The sequence below is a fragment of the Cyanobium sp. Cruz CV13-4-11 genome, assembly GCF_024346055.1.
Taxonomy (GTDB): domain Bacteria; phylum Cyanobacteriota; class Cyanobacteriia; order PCC-6307; family Cyanobiaceae; genus Cyanobium.
The window spans coordinates 126,240-141,903 of record NZ_JAGQCH010000007.1 but is presented as its reverse complement, the minus strand read 5'-3'; the positions used below and the strand labels follow the sequence as shown (position 1 = coordinate 141,903).

The window sequence follows — 15,664 nt, the reverse complement described above, 5'->3', positions numbered from 1 at the left end:
TCAGCGCACCAGCATGCGGCCGAAGTTGGCCCCGCCCAGCACCAGCAGGGCGAGCACCCCGGCCAGCACCAGCGGCGGCGGCACCACCCGCACCCGCAGCAGATCCAGCCGGGCCAGCAGGACCGCCGAGCCCATGATCAGCACGTTGGCCAGCACGTTGAGGTGCAGCAGATAGAGGCCACCGATGGTGACCAACAGCAGGGTGACCACCAGGCTCACCACCCGGCTGGCGGCCATCACGATCGACACCTGCCGGATCACCAGGTCGGGCATGGTGCAGATGAACACGATCACCATGGCCTGCAGGCATTCGGCCGACCAGACCAAGGTGGTGAGCTCCTGCACCCGGCTGCCGCCGGCCTCCAGGGCATGGCTCCAGTGCATGCCCTGGTAGGTGCTGACCCCCACCAGCACCAGCAGCATCGGCGCCTGCAGCGGCAGCAGCATGAGCCGGAAGATGTCCTTCATGGCTGCAGCACCAGGGTGATGGCCTCCAGCGGGCAGCTGGGGATGCACTGCTCGCACACCAGGCAGCGGGAGGCCTCGAAATGGAGCCGCTGGCTGGCCGGCGTGTAGTGGAGGGCGCCGCTGGGGCAGACGCTGGAGCAGATGCCGCAGTCGACGCAGCGCTCCGGATCGATGCGGATCTCACCGGGGGCGCGGTTGAGCCCCAGGCCCTGGCCCTCCAGCCAGTCTTCGGCGGCATCGAGCTCGTCAATGTCGCCGGAGAGCTCCACCACCATGGTGCCGCTCTGGTTGGGGGCGATCTGGGCCCGCAGGATCTTGGCGGCGATGTCGAAGTCGACCGCGAGGCGGTAGGTGATCGGCTGGTGCACCGCCTCGGAGGGGAAGTGGAGAGTGAGGCGCCGTTTCACCGCTCCAGGCCGGGAAGCCTGACGCTAGCAACGATGTCCGCAGCCAGCCTCCCGCTGCCAGAGTGGGCGCCACCTCGTGTCGTTGCTGTCCATGGCCCCGTCGGGCAGTTCTCCCCCCTCCGCGCTCGGCCGTACCGAGCGCATGGTGCTGGCGGCCGTGGCCGCCGTTCTGGTGGTGCTGATGCTGTGGCTGCGGGGCGGTCTGCACCCGGAAGCCCCCCTGGAACGGCTGGCCCGCCAGTCGCCTGAGCTCACGGTGGCCCTGGCCGATGGCAGGCCCACCGTGGTGGAGTTCTACGCCGACTGGTGCGAGGCCTGCCGTTCGATGGCGCCGGCGATGGAGCGGATCGAGCGGCAGCAGCGCGGCCAGATGGATGTGGTCCTGCTCAATGTCGACAATCCCCGCTGGCAGCCGCAAATGGAGCGCTACGACGTCAACGGCATCCCGCAGCTGGAGTTCTTCGATGCCGCCGGCGCCCCCGTCGGTCGCTCGATCGGTGCTCGCAGCGCCACCGAACTGGACGCCCTCAGCAGCGCCCTGGTGGACGGCACCTCCCTGCCACGGCTGGCGGGCGTGGGGGCCGTGAGTGCCCTGGCCGAGAGCGCCAGCCCCGAGCCCCAGACCCCGCCCCAGGCCGGCCCCCGCAGCCACGGCTGATCCCGTACGTCCCGCCTTTTCACCCCGAACCCCCCGCCCATGGATCCCCGCTTCCGGGTCGAGCTGATCGCCGCCACGCCGAACCCGCAGCAGTGCGTGTATGCCGGGATGCACCAGGACTACAGCGAGGGCTTCGTGGCCGCCGACCGGGCCGACTGGCCCGACGAGCGCAAGGCCGGTGAGATCTGCGTCAAGCGGCTGCTGGCAGGCGAGCGCGGCCACTACGGCCCCCTGGAGCACGCCCAGATCGTGCTCAACGTGGGCTGGTTCCCCCATTCGGTGATGCAGCAGGCGCGCACCCACCGGGTGGGGGTGAGTTTCGATGTGCAGTCGATGCGCTACACGGGCGACCGCATCCGCCGGGCCGCCAACGGGGAGCTCGACCTGGAGGAGGTGTTCTACCTGCGGCCGGTGGGCCCCTATAGCGACCGCCAGGGCAAGAAGTACCTCTACGACGACGGCCAGCGGGCCATCGATCTGGAGCTTTGCCGGGCGGCTGCCGGGCGCTATCGCGACCTGCTCGATGCCGGCTACGCCGAGGAGCACGCCCGCGGCATCCTGCCGTTCGACTACCGCCAGCACTTCATGGTGAGCTTCACCCTGCGGGCGTTCCTGCACTTCCTCGACCTGCGGGCCAAGCTCGATGCCCAGCAGGAGATCCGCGAACTCTGCGACCTGATGTGGCCCCACCTGCAGAGCTGGGTACCGGAATTCGCCGACTGGTACGAGAAGAGCCGCCTGCACAAGGCGCGGCTGGCGCCCTGAGAGCTCAGGGACCGGCCTGCCAGGGCTCCAGCAGCTGCAGATCAAGGGCGTCCGTCAGGCGCTTCAAAACGGCGGCCAGCTGCTCGAACTCAAGTCGTCCCAGGGGACCTTCCAGCTGATCGGCGGCCACGGTGGTGGGCAGCCAGGCCATGACGTAACTGCGCAGCTGCAGGCCGTTGCTGGGGGAAGGCTCAAGGGGGTAGGCCAGCGGCTGCCCCTCCAGGCGTGAATCGCTGCTCAGGGGCAGCACCACCCATCGCCGGCTGCGGCTGGAGGCGGCCTCCGGTGCAATAACGACGACGGGGCGACGCTTGCTGTCGCCGAAGCTGCGGTTGCGCGGCCAGAGGTACAGACGTCCCCGCTCAGCCATCGATGGCGGCCAGGGCCATGGCGGCAGCGGCTTGAGCAGCGTCGGCGAGGTCGCCACCCTCACCCTCCAGTCGTGCCAGATCGGCGTAGGCCGCGTTGAGCTCCGCCAGGCGCCTGTGGGCCAGCCAGAAGGCCAGGGCCTCCCCCACCAGGGCCGAACGGTTGCCGCCTTCGGCGTCGAGTTCGGCCAGCAGGGCTTCATCCACCGAGACGCTGATGGAACGGTTGGCCATGGCTCCAGCAAGATTCCTGGCAACAATCCTAATAGCAGTGATGGAGTAAGCCATCGCCTGGAAACGGCGCGGACCATGCAAGACACTGGCGGGACCTGATGACGCTCCAGGGATTCGGATGAAACGCCTCAGCCTGGGCCTCGCCCTCTGCCTGGCCCTGGGCCTGCCGGGGACGGCGGCGGCGGCACCGGTGCTGCGGGTGGGCCTGGTGGATGGCTCGCCGCCCTGCAGCTACCGCGAGGCGGGGGTCTGGCGGGGGCTGGGCGTCGACCTGTGGAACCGGGTGGCCACCCTTGAGGAGCTGCCCTATGTGGTCTCGGAGTGGCCGTCGGTGCGGCAGATGCTGGAGGCCAGCCGTGAGGGCAAGGTGGATGTGGCGGTGGGCTGCATCAACGTCTCGCCCGACCGCCTGAAGCGCTACCGCTTCAGCCTCCCCTTCCAGGAGGACGGCCTGGCGGTGATGGTGGTGAAGAGCCGTCTGGATCTGGGACGCTCCTTTCTGGGCGCCCTGCTGACGCCGACGCTGCTGCAGCTGCTGGGCGGCTACCTGCTGGCGATCGCGCTGCTCACCGGGCTCACCCTGCGCCTGGAGGCCCGCACCCATCCCGCTCCGGTCAGCCGGCGGAGCGGCCTGCGCCACGCCAGCAAGGTGTTCCAGGTGCTGGCCACCGGGCCGGGCAGCAACACGATCGTGACCACCACCCGCGGCAACGGGGTCGTGATCCTGGCCTACCTGGTGCGGATCGTCTCGGCGTCGCTGCTGGTGGGCTATCTCACCGTGAACGTGGCCGGGGAGATCCAGGACACGGCCAGCGGCGCGATCCGGTCTGCGGCGGATCTGCGCGGCCTGCGGGTGGGGGTCCGCAGCGGCACCGTCAGCGAGTCACTGCTGAAGGAGATCAACGCCACCGGGACAGGACCCAAGGCCACGATCGTGCGGTTGGCCAACATCAGCGAGGGGGGCAAGCTGCTGGCCGAACGCCGGATCGACGCCCTGGTGGGCGACAACCTGCAGCTCAGCTACCTGCTGCTCCAGGAGGACGCCAAGGGCTTCCTGCCCAGCCTGGCGCTGGAGGGAATCCGGCCCGAATCGCAGGCGTTCGCCTACGCGCCGACGCTGCCGGTGGCCACCGCTGACCGCATCGACCAGGCGATCAGCGCCCTCAAGCGCAGCGGCGTGGTCAGCGAGCTGCGCCAGCAGGCAACGACCCGGGGGAAGCCCCGGGCGCGCTGAAGCCGGCGCTCCACCAGCGCTCCACCACGTCGGGGCTGCCGTACCAGGAGGGGCCGAAGGCGCCGCCATGGGCCACCCCCGGCAGCACCAGGGAAGTGGAGCCTTCCAGCAGGGCCGAGGCCACAGGCACCAGGCCATCACCCCGGCCTGTGGGATCACCGGTGCTGTTGCGGTAGGCGGCGGGGGCCAGGCGCTGGGCCATGGGGGAGGCCGCCTGCAGATCCAGGTCGCCGGCCACCGAGACATAGCGCACCCGATCGGCGAAGGGGCAGGCCGGCAGCCGCTCTGCCACCATCCGGCGCAGCACCGTGGCCTTGAGGGCGGTATGGGGACTGCCCAGCATCACCAGGGTGTCGGCCAGGGCCTTGCCGTCGTAGCGGCGCCCCTGGAACGGGGCCTCATCCAGGAACAGCCGCAGCATGATGCCGCCGGAGCTGTGGCCGATCAGCGTCACCTTGCCGGTGGGGGAGCGGCGGGACAGTTCGGCCGCGGTGGCCTGCACCCGATCGAGGATCCCGGCCCAGGCGAAGGCGAACACGGTGAGCAGCCATTCCGGCTTGCCCACCGGCACCAGCCGCACCGGCTGGCCACTGAGCTGCTCCAGCCGCGTCACCATCGGCCCATAGGCCTCGGGGCTGATCAGGAAGCCACCGAGGATCAGGATCGGCTGGCGGGTCATGGGCGAGGACAGGTGTCGCGAATCCGGTCTACCCGACCCTTCTGGCCAGATACGTCCCATAGCCGAAGCGGGAGCCGTGGGTTTCGTAGAGACGGATCTCGAGCTCTTCGGCGCTGACAGCAGCTGGCGAGTCACCGCCACCTCCTCTGGGGTTCCCATCACGCCCTCCAGCGCGACCATCCCCCCTGCTGTATGGGCACCGACCGTCTTGGCCAGCCCAAAGCCCACACCCGCTGTCGACCGCGTCGCCGCCGCCGATGACCGTTGCAAGGAAGAGCCATGACCCGCCGCTGACGCGGCCGGCAACGGCTCCCCCATCGCTTCCGGGTGGCTCACTTTTGGTGTCGGCGCTGGCTCAGCTTTCGATGTCTGCTGACACCCTCTCTGGCCAGGTACTGCACCGTTCGCCGGCTACCGGTAGTGGGATCCTCGAGGTACAAGGCATCGATCCTGGCCATGATCCGCAGGGTGGATTCACTAACCGGTACAGGCTTGTAGTAGAGGGTCAACCGTGGCAGTCCGAGGAGCTCGCACTGGCGGCTGACCGTGAGCTCACGGTGGTCATGATCCACCAGTTGGCGTAGTTCACGGGCATCAGAGCTGCTGAGACTTTTTTCAGCCACTCCAACTCCATCTGGAGCTTGCCGTAGCCGTCAGGCTTCTGCGAAGCCGTACTGCTGGAACAGCTCAGCCTCCTTGGCCTGGCTTACGTCCTTGGCCTGCGACTTGTTGCCACGGGTGAACAGGTCGCTGGCGCCATCCAGCAGCTGCTTCTTCCGCTGGCTCACCTGGATCGGGTGCACCGCGTGGTCGGCGGCGATCTCCTGGAGCGTCTTGCGGCCTGAAATCGCCTCCATGGCGACCCTGGCCTTGAACTCGGGGCTGTGGGTGCGGCGTTTGCTCATGGGTGGGGGCCCCTTCTCAGGGGTGGTGCCCCGCCTCAAAGGTTAACGATGGGGCCTGTCCAGAAAAACCAGACCACCTCACTCTGGCCGACCAGAACTTGCCAATCTTCTTGAAATGGAGTGAAGGATGGCGCGGCTCTGCTTTTAGCAATTCAAAGCAGCAATCAGCCTAGAGTTTCACCTCCGAAGGAAGCGAATTATAGCAAGCCCAGAAGCGCGGGCTGGCCCGATGCCTCATAATTCAGTACATCGACCCACATGGCTGTTGCCAATCGCCTCATCAGCAAGCCAGTCCAAGTTGCCCGTAGTAGTGTCATCATCCATCTGCTGGTCCCAGTCCGCTTCATCAAACGACTGGAACAAAGCCCGGAACTCGGCCCGCTTGGCCGGTGGCAGCTGCTGAACTGCAGCCTCAATCTCTTCAAGGGTACTCATGAATCCAATGATAGCCGAGTCCTTCCGCAGAGCCGTGGCATCCACCTGATAGACCTAACGCTTGCCATCACCTGGCCGCAGAGAGCTGCTGGTTCGTGACCTCGTTGGGCTTGAGGGAATTGAAGGGCGGGTCAGGTGAATGGCCATGTTAGCCAGGCCTCTACACAGCGAACATCGCCTGAAGAACACCCAGCAACTCATTCAGCGTAGTCTCCGACAGACTCCCCAATCGCTTGACGAGATGGTGCCTATCCACAGCCCTTAGCTGATCAGCCACAACATGACCGTCTTTGCCATCAAACCTGCAACGTATACGAAAGGGGTATGGATGTCCGCCAGTTGTGAGCGGTGCAATAATGAAAGTGCAAAGGTGAGCATTTAGCTCGTCCGGCGACACTACAACACATGGCCTCGTCTTCCTGATTTCAGATCCTCGTGTGGGATTCAGCGCGACAAGGAAGATATCGCCTCTTGAGACTTGTTCATCAGTCACCATGACCACTCTTCATCATCAAACCGAGTGGCGCTCATCTCATCGAGAAGTCCCTCCGGCTCGAAAGACGCTGCCGCTTCTGCCCAGCCAGCCCTCGGATGAGCCGAAGGCCTGATGGTCAGAACCCCTGGAGCTGCCTCGATCTCGACTTCGTCAGCCAGCCCCGCAACCTCAAGCAGCGGCTTGGCGAGCCGTATCCCTCTCGAGTTGCCGATTTTGACCAGCTTCGCTCGAACCACGACCACACCCGCCAGACGTGCTCACATTGTAGCCACGTGACGTGGACCCCGAGAACTGAACCAGCCCTTATGAGAGCTTCCCTACCGGCCAGACTTGGCCAGGAGAAGCCCCATGAAACGCAAGCGCCACACACCCGAGCAGATCATCCGCAAGCTGCGCACTGCTGAGCAGCTCCTCAACCAGGGCCAGACCGTCGCTGACGTCTGCAGGACCCTGGAGGTGTCGGCTCCCAGTGGTCGAGTGGCCTGACGACGAATACAGCCAGTGAAGCGCGGTGAGCTCTGGACCATGGCCGGCGGCTCCGGCTCTGCCAGCAAGCCCCGCCCTGTGGTGATTGTTCAGGACGACGCCTTTACCGCCCGCGACTCCGTGACGGTGTGTCTGATCACGACCGACCCGTCTGATCTGCCGGTCTTTCGTGTCCCCGTCGAGCCCACAACGGAGAACGGTCTGCGAGCCCTCAGCCGCCTGATGGTCGACAAGGTCACCACTGTGCCCAGAAGCCGCCTGGGCCAGTGCATCGGCTGCCTTGCGGATGACGACCTGCTGCGGCTCAACCGCTCGTTGCTGGTATTTCTGGGCCTGGCCCGCTGATCGCGCTTGCGTGCCCCTCATCGCAACATCCCCTCCAGCTCCTCGATCCCCTGCAGGAGCTCCTGCTCGATCGCCCGCAGTTCGGCCAGGATCTCCAGCGGTGGGCGGTGTTCCACCTCGTCGTGCACCAGCTCCTTGTAGCGGGTAAGGCTGAGGTCGTAGCCCTGCTCGGCGATCTCGGCCTTGGGCACGCAGAAGCTCTGGGCGGTGCGTTCCCGCTCACGCTCGGCATCCTTGCGCTGCCGCCAGCGGGCCAGGCAGTCGGGCAGGTTGTTCTTGTCGTGTTCGCCCTCGCCCAGGGCTTCTTTCGGTGAAGGCCCGAGTTTCTCCAGCGGCAGCAAAGGGTTGCGCTTGTCGTCGAGGCTCCAGCCGGCGGCGGTCATGTCGTAAATCCACACCTGATCGGTGCCGCCCCGACCGGTTTTGGTGAAGAACAGGATCGCCGTGCTCACGCCGGCATAAGGGCGGAACACCCCGCTCGGAAGCGACACCACGCCCTCCAAAAATGGACTTCCACCAGGGTGCGGCGCAGTTCCTTGTGGGCGTTGGAGGAGCCGAACAGCACGCCATCGGGCACGATCACCGCCGCCCGGCCGCCGGGTTTGAGCAGCTGCAGGAACAACGCCATGAACAGCAGCTCGGTCTTCTTCGTCTTCACCACCCGCTGTAGCTTGCCGCTGGTGCTTTCGTAGTCGAGTGATCCGGCGAAGGGCGGATTGGCCAGGACCAACGTGTATTTGTTCTCCTCACTGGCGCTGTCTTCGGAGAGCGAATCGCGGTAGCTCACATCGGGGTTTTCCACCCCGTGCAGCAGCATGTTCATCGCGCCGATGCGCAGCATCGTGGTGTCGAAGTCGAAGCCATGGAACAGGCCATGGTTGAAGTGCTCGCGCAGCTCCGGATCGCTGAGCACCTCGGGGTGGTGTGTGCGCAGGTATTCGCCCACCGCCACCGGGAAGCCGCAGGTGCCGCAGGCCGGATCCACCATCACATCCCGCGGCGTGCGGAACTGGCCGTTGGTGCCGGCCGTGGCCAGCTTGCCGAGCATGTACTCGTAGATGTCGCCTTTGGTGTCGCGGTCCTCCATCGGCACCGCATCGAGCAGCTCCACCACCTTGGTGAGCAGCCCCGGCGTGGGGATGGTGAAGCGGGCGTCGCGCATGTGGGTGGCATAGGCCGATTCCTCACCGCCCAGCTCGCGCAGGAACGGGAACACCCGCTCGCCCACCACCTTGAACATTGAGGAGGCTTCGCCCAGCTCCTTGAAGCGGCTCCATCGCAGCTAACTCCAGGGGCGGTCCTGCTCATCCGCGCCTTCCGGGAAGATGCGGCGGCGCATCGGCTGCTCGGCTCGCTGGCTGCGGCGTTCCTCCAGGATTTCCAGTTCATCGAGCCGCCGGATGAACAGCAGGTAGGTGAGCTGCTCAAGCACATCCAACGGGTTGGCGATGCCGCCGCTCCAGAAGGCGTCCCAGATGCGGTCGATTTGGTTGCGCAGCTCGCCGGTGAGGACCGAGGCCGACGTGGTGCCGGGGGCAATCGAGGGCTGGACTGTGGCCGGGGCCGCTCCATTGTCGTTGCGGCGGCCGCGGCCGTTGCCCGATGGGGAGGCTGGCCTCGCGGGTGGGCTCAGGCCTGGCGCCTTTAGGCCGCCGCCGGGGCCGCGGGCTTTCTCGGCGGCGCCCATGGCCACCACATGGTCCTTGGCGGCTCCAAACTCCTCGTCACTGAAGGGCTCATCCGCCTGCTCGGCCAGGGCCGCCCGCAATTGCTCGTTGCTCAGGCGGCTGCCGTTCTCCGGGATCAGGGCCAGCAGGGCGTCGGTGAGGTCGGTGCGGGTGGGCATCGGAGGTGGAACGGGACAGTCAGGGGTGGAAGGCCGGGCTGCGTGGGGGCGGCCTGGCTGCGGCGCAAGAATCTGCCCAGTGTGGAGCTCAGGTGTTGAGGCGTGGGTGTGGTTCGTGCGAATGACGAATCAGGTCAGGGCCTGACCTGCCCAGCTCAGCAGGCGCTCGGCAGCCCCCAGGGCGGCCGCCCCATCCTCCGGTCCGAAGACATCCACAGGCGCCTCATCCCCGAGCGCATCCGGATACCGGGTGGGGGCGTAGAGCTTGTCGAGCAACCGGGCTTCCCGCTGCCACAACTCATGATCCGGCCCACCGAGTTCCCGCAGCAGTGCCGTCAGCGAATGGCTGCGCAGATCACGGTCCTCAGCCGCCAGCAGGGCCTTCAGTGCTTTTTCACCCACCTGCTGGGCAAGGAAACAGGCCTGTGCAGCCTGGCCACCCTGGTGCAGCATCGAAGCGGCCTGGAAATCATCCTGGGCCTGACGCAGCCACAGCTGTGCCCGTTGGCGCGCCTTTTCCTGGCTCATGGAAAGTGGCTCCCTGTCAGCAGGGGAATCGCGTCCGCCTTCACCGAGCGCCAGAACGGGGCGTCGCCATGCCTTGCCAGTAGAGCGGGGGCCGCCACAAGCGGCTGTACCGGCAAGGGGCACCTCTGCAGCACGGTCAAGACGGCGTCGTAGGCCTCCAGCAGGCGCCGATCTGCCAGGCCCATCACCAGCAGGTCCACATCCGATCGACGCGTGGCGCTGCCGCGTGCCCAGCTGCCGAATAGCCACAGCCCTTCCGGGTGGAGCTCCCGCACGAGCTGGTTCAGAGCAGGCACCAGTTCCGGCCGCAGGGGCTCGGGGATGGCGTCGATCAGTAAGGACGCCGAGGTGATGTCGGCGGTGTCGATGGCAGTGGTCGGGTGCATGTCCGGCTCTCCAGTCTTCGATCATCGTCGGGATGGACGCGAAGCCAAAAAAAGCGCCCCCGCAGGGGCGCTTGGAACGGAAGGCGAAGGAGTCGTGATCCGACGCTGACCGCAATGGCGATCAGTAGTCGAAGTCGCCGCCCATGCCGCCACCGCCGCCGGCGGGTGCAGCTTCCTTCTTCTCGGGCAGATCAGCCACGATGCACTCGGTGGTGAGCACCATGCCGGCAATCGAGGCGGCGTTCTGCAGGCCGGAGCGGGTCACCTTGGCAGGGTCGACGATGCCGGCAGCCAGCATGTCGACATACTCACCAGTGGCGGCGTTGTAGCCCTCGTTGAAGGGCTTGCCCTTGACATGCTCGGCCACGACGGCGCCGTTGACGCCAGCGTTCTCGGCGATCCGCTTGAGGGGAGCGGTAAGGGCGGAGGCCACGATGGTGGCGCCGATCAGTTCCTCACCGGAGAGGTTGGCAGCGGCCCACTCCTCAAGGGCAGGCGCCAGGTGGGCCAGGGTGGTGCCACCGCCAGGAACGATGCCTTCCTCAACGGCCGCCTTGGTGGCGTTGATGGCATCTTCCAGGCGCAGCTTCTTGTCCTTCATCTCGGTTTCGGTGGCGGCACCCACCTTGACCACGGCCACACCGCCGCTCAGCTTGGCCAGACGCTCCTGCAGCTTCTCCTTATCATAGGAGGAGTCGGTTTCGTCCATCTGCTTGCGGATCTGCTCGCAGCGGGCCTTCACCGCCGCTTCGTTGCCTTCGGCGACGATGGTGGTGGTGTCTTTGTTGATGGTGATGCGGCGGGCGGTGCCCAGCATCTCCAGCTTGGTGTTCTCCAGCTTGAGGCCGGCGTCCTCGGTGATCAGCTGACCGTTGGTGAGAACGGCGATGTCCTCGAGCATGGCCTTGCGGCGATCACCGAAGCCGGGAGCCTTGACGGCAGCAACGTTCAGAACGCCGCGCAGACGGTTCACCACCAGGGTGGCGAGGGCTTCTTTCTCGATGTCCTCGGCGATGATCAGCAGGGGCTTGCCGGTGCGGGCGATCTGCTCAAGAACGGGCACCAGGTCCTGCACCAGGCCGATCTTCTTGTCGGTGAGCAGGATGTAGGGCTCGTCGAGCACCGCTTCCATCCGCTCGGTGTCGGTGGCGAAGTAGGGCGAGATGTAGCCCTTGTCGAAGCGCATGCCTTCGGTGACCTCCAGTTCGGTGGTCATCGATTTGCCTTCCTCGAGGGAGATGACACCCTCTTTGCCCACCTTGTCCATGGCATCCGCGATCATGCGGCCCACTTCTTCGTCGTTGCCGGCGGAGATGGTGCCCACCTGGGCGATGGCGTTGGAGTCGGAGATCGGCTTGGCGTGCTCCTCGATCTTGCCGACGAGGAACTCGGTTGCCTTGTCGATGCCCTTCTTGAGGGTGATGGCGTTGGCGCCGGCGGCCACGTTGCGCAGACCCGCCTTGACCATGGCGTGGGCCAGGACGGTGGCGGTGGTGGTGCCGTCACCGGCGGCGTCGTTGGTTTTGGAAGCGGCCTGACGGATCAGGGCCACACCGGTGTTCTCGATGTGATCCTCGAGCTCGATCTCCTTGGCGATCGTGACACCGTCGTTGATGATCTGGGGAGCGCCGAATTTCTTCTCCAGCACCACGTTGCGGCCCTTGGGACCCAGGGTGACGGCAACGGCTTCGGCGAGAATGTCGATGCCGCGTTCGAGCGCCCGGCGGGCTTGCTCGTTATAGATAATGCGTTTGGCCATGGAAGAAAGAAGATTGCTTGGTTGAAGGTGATGCAGACGGAAACGCCGTCAGATCAGTTGACGACGGCCAGAATGTCCTTCTCGGACAGGAGCACGTACTCGTCGGTGCCGAGCTTGATGTCGGTGCCGGCGTACTTGCTGTAGAGCACCTTGTCGCCGACGCCCACTTCAGGAGCCTGACGGGAGCCGTCGTCGTTGCGCTTGCCAGGACCGATCTGGACCACTTCACCAACCTGGGGCTTTTCCTTAGCGGTGTCGGGCAGAAGGATGCCACCGGCGGTTTTTTCCTCCGACTCGGACACCTTGATGAAGACGCGATCTCCGAGGGGTTTGACCGTGGAGACGCTGAGAGAAACGGCAGCCATGAATTGACGCGATGGATGGACGCGAAGGCAGCGACGGAAGACGACCGGGGCCGGCGCGTCGCTGGGATGGGGCGAGTTAGCACTCGCGCCCTTCGACTGCCAACTTAGGTGGCGCCTGCGCTGCGTCGCCATCCCCGGGCTGTGCGGGTGACCGAACCGCAGGCGGGCGGGCACCCTGAAGTGGTAAGGTTGCGCCGCTTCAGACGGGTGGTTGGACCCCGCTGGGCACACCACGCTCTTTCCTTACCTATGGCTGCTGCCGCTCCCGCCGTCCCTGGTACCAAAGGCACCGTGCGCCAGGTGATCGGCCCCGTCCTCGACGTGGAATTCCCTGCGGGCAAGCTGCCCAAGATCTTCAACGCTCTTCGCATCGAAGGCAAAAATTCGGCCGGCCAGCAGGTGGCCCTCACCGCTGAAGTGCAGCAGCTGCTGGGCGACCACCGGGTCCGTGCCGTGGCCATGAGCAGCACCGACGGCCTGGTGCGCGGCATGGGCGCCCTCGACACCGGCGCCCCCATCTCCGTTCCCGTGGGTGAGGCCACCCTCGGCCGCATCTTCAACGTGCTCGGCGAGCCCGTTGACGAGCAAGGCCCGGTCTCCACGTCGATGACCGCCCCGATCCATCGCCAGGCGCCCAAGCTCACCGAACTTGAGACCAAGCCCCGCGTCTTCGAGACCGGCATCAAGGTGATCGACCTGCTGGCCCCCTACCGCCAGGGCGGCAAGGTGGGTCTGTTCGGTGGCGCCGGTGTCGGCAAGACCGTGCTGATCCAGGAGCTGATCAACAACATCGCCAAGGAACACGGCGGCGTCTCGGTGTTCGGTGGCGTGGGTGAACGCACCCGCGAGGGCAACGACCTCTACGAGGAGTTCAAAGAGTCGGGCGTGATCAACGCCGGCGACCTCTCCAAGTCGAAGGTGGCCCTCTGCTACGGCCAGATGAACGAGCCCCCCGGAGCCCGCATGCGCGTGGGCCTGTCGGCGCTCACCATGGCCGAGCACTTCCGTGATGTGAACAAGCAGGACGTGCTGCTGTTCATCGACAACATCTTCCGCTTCGTGCAGGCCGGCTCCGAAGTGAGCGCCCTGCTGGGCCGCATGCCGTCGGCCGTGGGCTACCAGCCCACCCTCGGCACCGACGTGGGTGAACTGCAGGAGCGCATCACCTCCACCCTGGAGGGTTCGATCACCTCGATCCAGGCCGTCTACGTCCCCGCCGACGACCTCACCGACCCGGCGCCCGCCACCACCTTCGCCCACCTCGACGCCACCACCGTGCTCAGCCGCGGTCTGGCCTCCAAGGGCATCTACCCGGCGGTGGATCCCCTCGATTCCACCAGCACCATGCTCCAGCCCGCCGTGGTGGGTGATGAGCACTACCGCACCGCCCGGGCCGTGCAGTCCACCCTGCAGCGCTATAAGGAACTCCAGGACATCATCGCGATCCTGGGTCTCGACGAACTTTCCGAGGACGACCGCCGCACGGTGGACCGGGCCCGCAAGATCGAGAAGTTCCTTTCCCAGCCGTTCTTCGTGGCGGAGATCTTCACCGGCCAGTCCGGCGAATACGTCAAGCTCGACGACACGATCAAGGGCTTCAACATGATCCTGGCCGGCGAACTCGACGACCTGCCCGAAGCCGCCTTCTACCTGGTCGGCAACATCGACCAGGTGAGGGCCAAGGCCGCCAAGATCCTCGCCGCAGCCAAGTCCTGATCCGGGAATCTTCTCCATGACCCTCACCCTGCGCGTCCTCGCCCCCGATCAGAGCGTCTTCGACGGCACCGCCGACGAAGTGATCCTGCCCGGCACCACCGGCCAGCTCGGCATCCTCACCGGCCACGTCTCCATGCTCACCGCCCTCGACAGCGGCGTGCTGCGGGTGCGGGAGGGTGCCAACTGGCAGTCGATCGCCCTGATGGGTGGTTTTGCTGAGGTGGTGGCCAATGAGGTCACCGTGCTCGTCAACGGTGCCGAACTCGGCAGCAGCATCGACGCCACCGCCGCCCAGAGCGATTTCGAGGCGGCCCAGCAGGCTGCTTCGGCCCTGGAAGGCTCCGACCCCAGCCCTGAGAAAGTGAAGGCCCAGCAGGCCCTGGCCCGCGCCCGCGCCCGTCTTCAGGCCAGCAAGGCCGCCTGAGTTTCCCTGCGGGCCGGGAGGCTGCGGCGGCCATGGGCAAGGGTCGGGAACTCGGTCTGCAACTGCGCCAGTGGATCGCCACCGGCTCCGTCAGCCTGGACAATCCCCAGGCCCTGGCCAACCGGCTGATCGACGCCCTCGGGGCTGAGCAGAGTTTGTGCGGACCCGTGCGGGATCTGGCCACCCAGCCTTTGCTGCTGCGGGTGCTGCAGCTGCAGGGTGGCCCCCAGCGCAGTGCCGTCACGGCCCTCAGCCAGCATCTGGCCGGGATCTACGCGCCGAGGGTGCTGGCCGAGCTGCTCGACCTGCTGGAAGCCTGCTCCGGCGTGGCTTCGGCGCGGCCCACGGGCGACGCCACGGCCGCTGGCGCTGACCCTGTCCTCTCCGGGCGTGCCCCCCTGACCTGGCGGCAGAGCCTGCGGCCCCTCGGTCCCGGTCTGGCCCTGGCCGCTGCCTCGGCACCGGTGCTGTTCTGGGCCGGCGGGGAGCTCGACCAATGGTTTTTCGACCCCTGGCGCTGGGGCAGCGGCCTGGTGCTCGTGGTGGCCCTGGCCCTGCTGCAGGCCCTGGCCCTCGGCCCGCTGCGGGTCCTGCGCCGCCGCTGGCCCCTGGCCCTGGAGGCCAGCGGTGACCCTCGCCGGGCCTGGTGCTGGAGCACGGCCCCCTGGATCCATGCGGCCAACCGCGAGGCCTTGCTCAACCTGGTGATGCTGGCGATCATGCTGGGGGGCTCAACGCTGCCCCTGTCCTCCCTGTTGCTGCGCTACGCGCTCACCGCCCTCGCCACCACGGCGCCGGCGGTGCTGGTGGCCCGCCGGGCCCGGGTGCTGCGGCAGTGGGACGGGGCCTCCGGGCCGATCGCCGCGCTGATCGCCCTGGCTTCGGCCCTCAGCCTGCTGCACTGGAAGGCCCACCCCTTCGTGGTGGGGCCGGTGGAGATCCCCGCCTGGGTGCTGCTGGTGATCTTCGGCGCCGTCCAGCTGGGCTGGCAGCTACCCCGCCGCGATCCCGAGGACAGCAGCAGCCCGACGGCCCGGCTCTGGAGCAGCCCCTGGTGGTGGGGCACGCTGCTCGGAACGGCCTGGGCCCTGGTCACCCGCGCCCAGGAGCTGGCCAGGGGCCTGGGCTGGCTGGGCTGAAGCCCTGGCTCCGGCCTGAGC

The 15,664-nt window shown here is 66.8% G+C and carries 20 protein-coding genes and 2 pseudogenes; 8 read left to right on the top strand and 14 right to left on the bottom strand.

Annotation, left to right across the window (positions count from 1 at the left end; translation table 11 throughout):
- Positions 1-468 (bottom strand): hypothetical protein, encoded by a 468-nt coding sequence (locus KBZ12_RS07700; protein ID WP_254957327.1) that lies wholly within the window; start codon positions 466-468, stop codon positions 1-3.
- Complete coding sequence (locus KBZ12_RS07695; RefSeq protein WP_254957326.1) at positions 465-875, bottom strand: NIL domain-containing protein; 411 nt, start codon at positions 873-875, stop codon at positions 465-467. Before KBZ12_RS07695 ends, KBZ12_RS07700 begins: the two co-directional genes overlap by 4 nt.
- A gap of 91 nt (positions 876-966) precedes the next feature.
- Between KBZ12_RS07695 and KBZ12_RS07690 the strand changes: the two genes are divergently transcribed.
- Positions 967-1,533, top strand: a complete 567-nt coding sequence (locus tag KBZ12_RS07690) for a thioredoxin domain-containing protein (RefSeq protein WP_254957325.1) — start codon at positions 967-969, stop codon at positions 1,531-1,533.
- Positions 1,534-1,572: 39 nt separating this feature from the next.
- Complete coding sequence (gene thyX, locus KBZ12_RS07685; protein ID WP_254957324.1) at positions 1,573-2,298, top strand: FAD-dependent thymidylate synthase; 726 nt, start codon at positions 1,573-1,575, stop codon at positions 2,296-2,298.
- A 4-nt stretch (positions 2,299-2,302) separates the two neighbouring features.
- Here thyX and KBZ12_RS07680 read toward each other — a convergent pair whose 3' ends face one another.
- A complete protein-coding gene (locus KBZ12_RS07680) occupies positions 2,303-2,668 on the bottom strand; it encodes a type II toxin-antitoxin system PemK/MazF family toxin (protein ID WP_254957323.1) in 366 nt (121 codons plus the stop codon).
- Entirely contained in the window at positions 2,661-2,900 is a 240-nt protein-coding gene (locus KBZ12_RS07675; RefSeq protein WP_254957322.1) for a type II toxin-antitoxin system CcdA family antitoxin, read from the bottom strand. The genes KBZ12_RS07680 and KBZ12_RS07675 overlap by 8 nt, the downstream gene beginning before the upstream one ends.
- Before the next feature lie 118 nt (positions 2,901-3,018).
- On the opposite strand from KBZ12_RS07675, the gene KBZ12_RS07670 reads away from it, so the two are divergent.
- Positions 3,019-4,134 (top strand): ABC transporter substrate-binding protein, encoded by a 1,116-nt coding sequence (locus KBZ12_RS07670; protein WP_254957321.1) that lies wholly within the window; start codon positions 3,019-3,021, stop codon positions 4,132-4,134.
- On the opposite strand, the gene KBZ12_RS07665 is transcribed toward KBZ12_RS07670, so the two are convergent.
- The 4 genes from KBZ12_RS07665 to KBZ12_RS07650 form a co-directional block, all read right to left on the bottom strand.
- Positions 4,082-4,813, bottom strand: a complete 732-nt coding sequence (locus tag KBZ12_RS07665; RefSeq protein WP_254957320.1) for a triacylglycerol lipase — start codon at positions 4,811-4,813, stop codon at positions 4,082-4,084. The genes KBZ12_RS07670 and KBZ12_RS07665 overlap by 53 nt on opposite strands.
- 653 nt (positions 4,814-5,466) lie before the next feature.
- Positions 5,467-5,718 carry a transposase gene (locus tag KBZ12_RS07660; protein WP_254957319.1) on the bottom strand — a complete coding sequence of 84 codons (252 nt, stop codon included), beginning with the start codon at positions 5,716-5,718 and terminating at the stop codon, positions 5,467-5,469.
- A gap of 234 nt (positions 5,719-5,952) precedes the next feature.
- Complete coding sequence (locus KBZ12_RS07655; RefSeq protein ID WP_254957318.1) at positions 5,953-6,153, bottom strand: hypothetical protein; 201 nt, start codon at positions 6,151-6,153, stop codon at positions 5,953-5,955.
- Between the two features lie 160 nt (positions 6,154-6,313).
- Positions 6,314-6,649 (bottom strand): type II toxin-antitoxin system PemK/MazF family toxin, encoded by a 336-nt coding sequence (locus KBZ12_RS07650; protein ID WP_254957317.1) that lies wholly within the window; start codon positions 6,647-6,649, stop codon positions 6,314-6,316.
- Positions 6,650-6,997: 348 nt separating this feature from the next.
- On the opposite strand from KBZ12_RS07650, the pseudogene KBZ12_RS07645 reads away from it, so the two are divergent.
- Positions 6,998-7,111 (top strand): annotated as a pseudogene (locus KBZ12_RS07645) (transposase); the annotation flags it as partial.
- 39 nt (positions 7,112-7,150) lie between these two features.
- Positions 7,151-7,480 (top strand): type II toxin-antitoxin system PemK/MazF family toxin, encoded by a 330-nt coding sequence (locus KBZ12_RS07640; protein ID WP_254957316.1) that lies wholly within the window; start codon positions 7,151-7,153, stop codon positions 7,478-7,480.
- A 17-nt stretch (positions 7,481-7,497) separates the two neighbouring features.
- Here the strand turns inward: KBZ12_RS07640 and KBZ12_RS07635 are convergent.
- From KBZ12_RS07635 to groES, 6 genes and pseudogenes are all read right to left on the bottom strand, one after another.
- Positions 7,498-8,528, bottom strand: a pseudogene (locus KBZ12_RS07635) (class I SAM-dependent DNA methyltransferase).
- Between the two features lie 234 nt (positions 8,529-8,762).
- Positions 8,763-9,326, bottom strand: a complete 564-nt coding sequence (locus tag KBZ12_RS07630; RefSeq protein ID WP_254957315.1) for a type I restriction-modification system subunit M N-terminal domain-containing protein — start codon at positions 9,324-9,326, stop codon at positions 8,763-8,765.
- Positions 9,327-9,455: 129 nt separating this feature from the next.
- Complete coding sequence (locus KBZ12_RS07625; protein ID WP_254957314.1) at positions 9,456-9,854, bottom strand: HEPN domain-containing protein; 399 nt, start codon at positions 9,852-9,854, stop codon at positions 9,456-9,458.
- Positions 9,851-10,240: a nucleotidyltransferase domain-containing protein gene (locus KBZ12_RS07620; protein WP_254957313.1), complete on the bottom strand. Its 390-nt coding sequence runs from the start codon at positions 10,238-10,240 to the stop codon at positions 9,851-9,853. Before KBZ12_RS07620 ends, KBZ12_RS07625 begins: the two co-directional genes overlap by 4 nt.
- A 121-nt stretch (positions 10,241-10,361) precedes the next feature.
- Entirely contained in the window at positions 10,362-11,999 is a 1,638-nt protein-coding gene (groL, locus tag KBZ12_RS07615; protein ID WP_254957312.1) for a chaperonin GroEL, read from the bottom strand.
- 53 nt (positions 12,000-12,052) lie between these two features.
- The gene (groES, locus tag KBZ12_RS07610; RefSeq protein WP_015110667.1) at positions 12,053-12,364 is read right to left on the bottom strand and encodes a co-chaperone GroES; all 312 of its coding nucleotides are present in this window, start codon (positions 12,362-12,364) and stop codon (positions 12,053-12,055) included.
- A gap of 249 nt (positions 12,365-12,613) precedes the next feature.
- Between groES and atpD the strand changes: the two genes are divergently transcribed.
- Genes atpD through KBZ12_RS07595 form a run of 3 tightly spaced genes read left to right on the top strand, consistent with a single transcriptional unit; the run spans position 12,614 to position 15,643 of the window.
- On the top strand, positions 12,614-14,080 hold the full coding sequence (gene atpD, locus KBZ12_RS07605; protein WP_254957311.1) for a F0F1 ATP synthase subunit beta: 1,467 nt from the start codon (positions 12,614-12,616) through the stop codon (positions 14,078-14,080).
- A 16-nt stretch (positions 14,081-14,096) separates the two neighbouring features.
- Complete coding sequence (gene atpC / locus KBZ12_RS07600; protein WP_254957310.1) at positions 14,097-14,504, top strand: ATP synthase F1 subunit epsilon; 408 nt, start codon at positions 14,097-14,099, stop codon at positions 14,502-14,504.
- A 32-nt stretch (positions 14,505-14,536) separates the two neighbouring features.
- The gene (locus KBZ12_RS07595) at positions 14,537-15,643 is read left to right on the top strand and encodes a rhomboid family intramembrane serine protease (protein ID WP_254957309.1); all 1,107 of its coding nucleotides are present in this window, start codon (positions 14,537-14,539) and stop codon (positions 15,641-15,643) included.
- Positions 15,644-15,664: the final 21 nt, after the last annotated feature.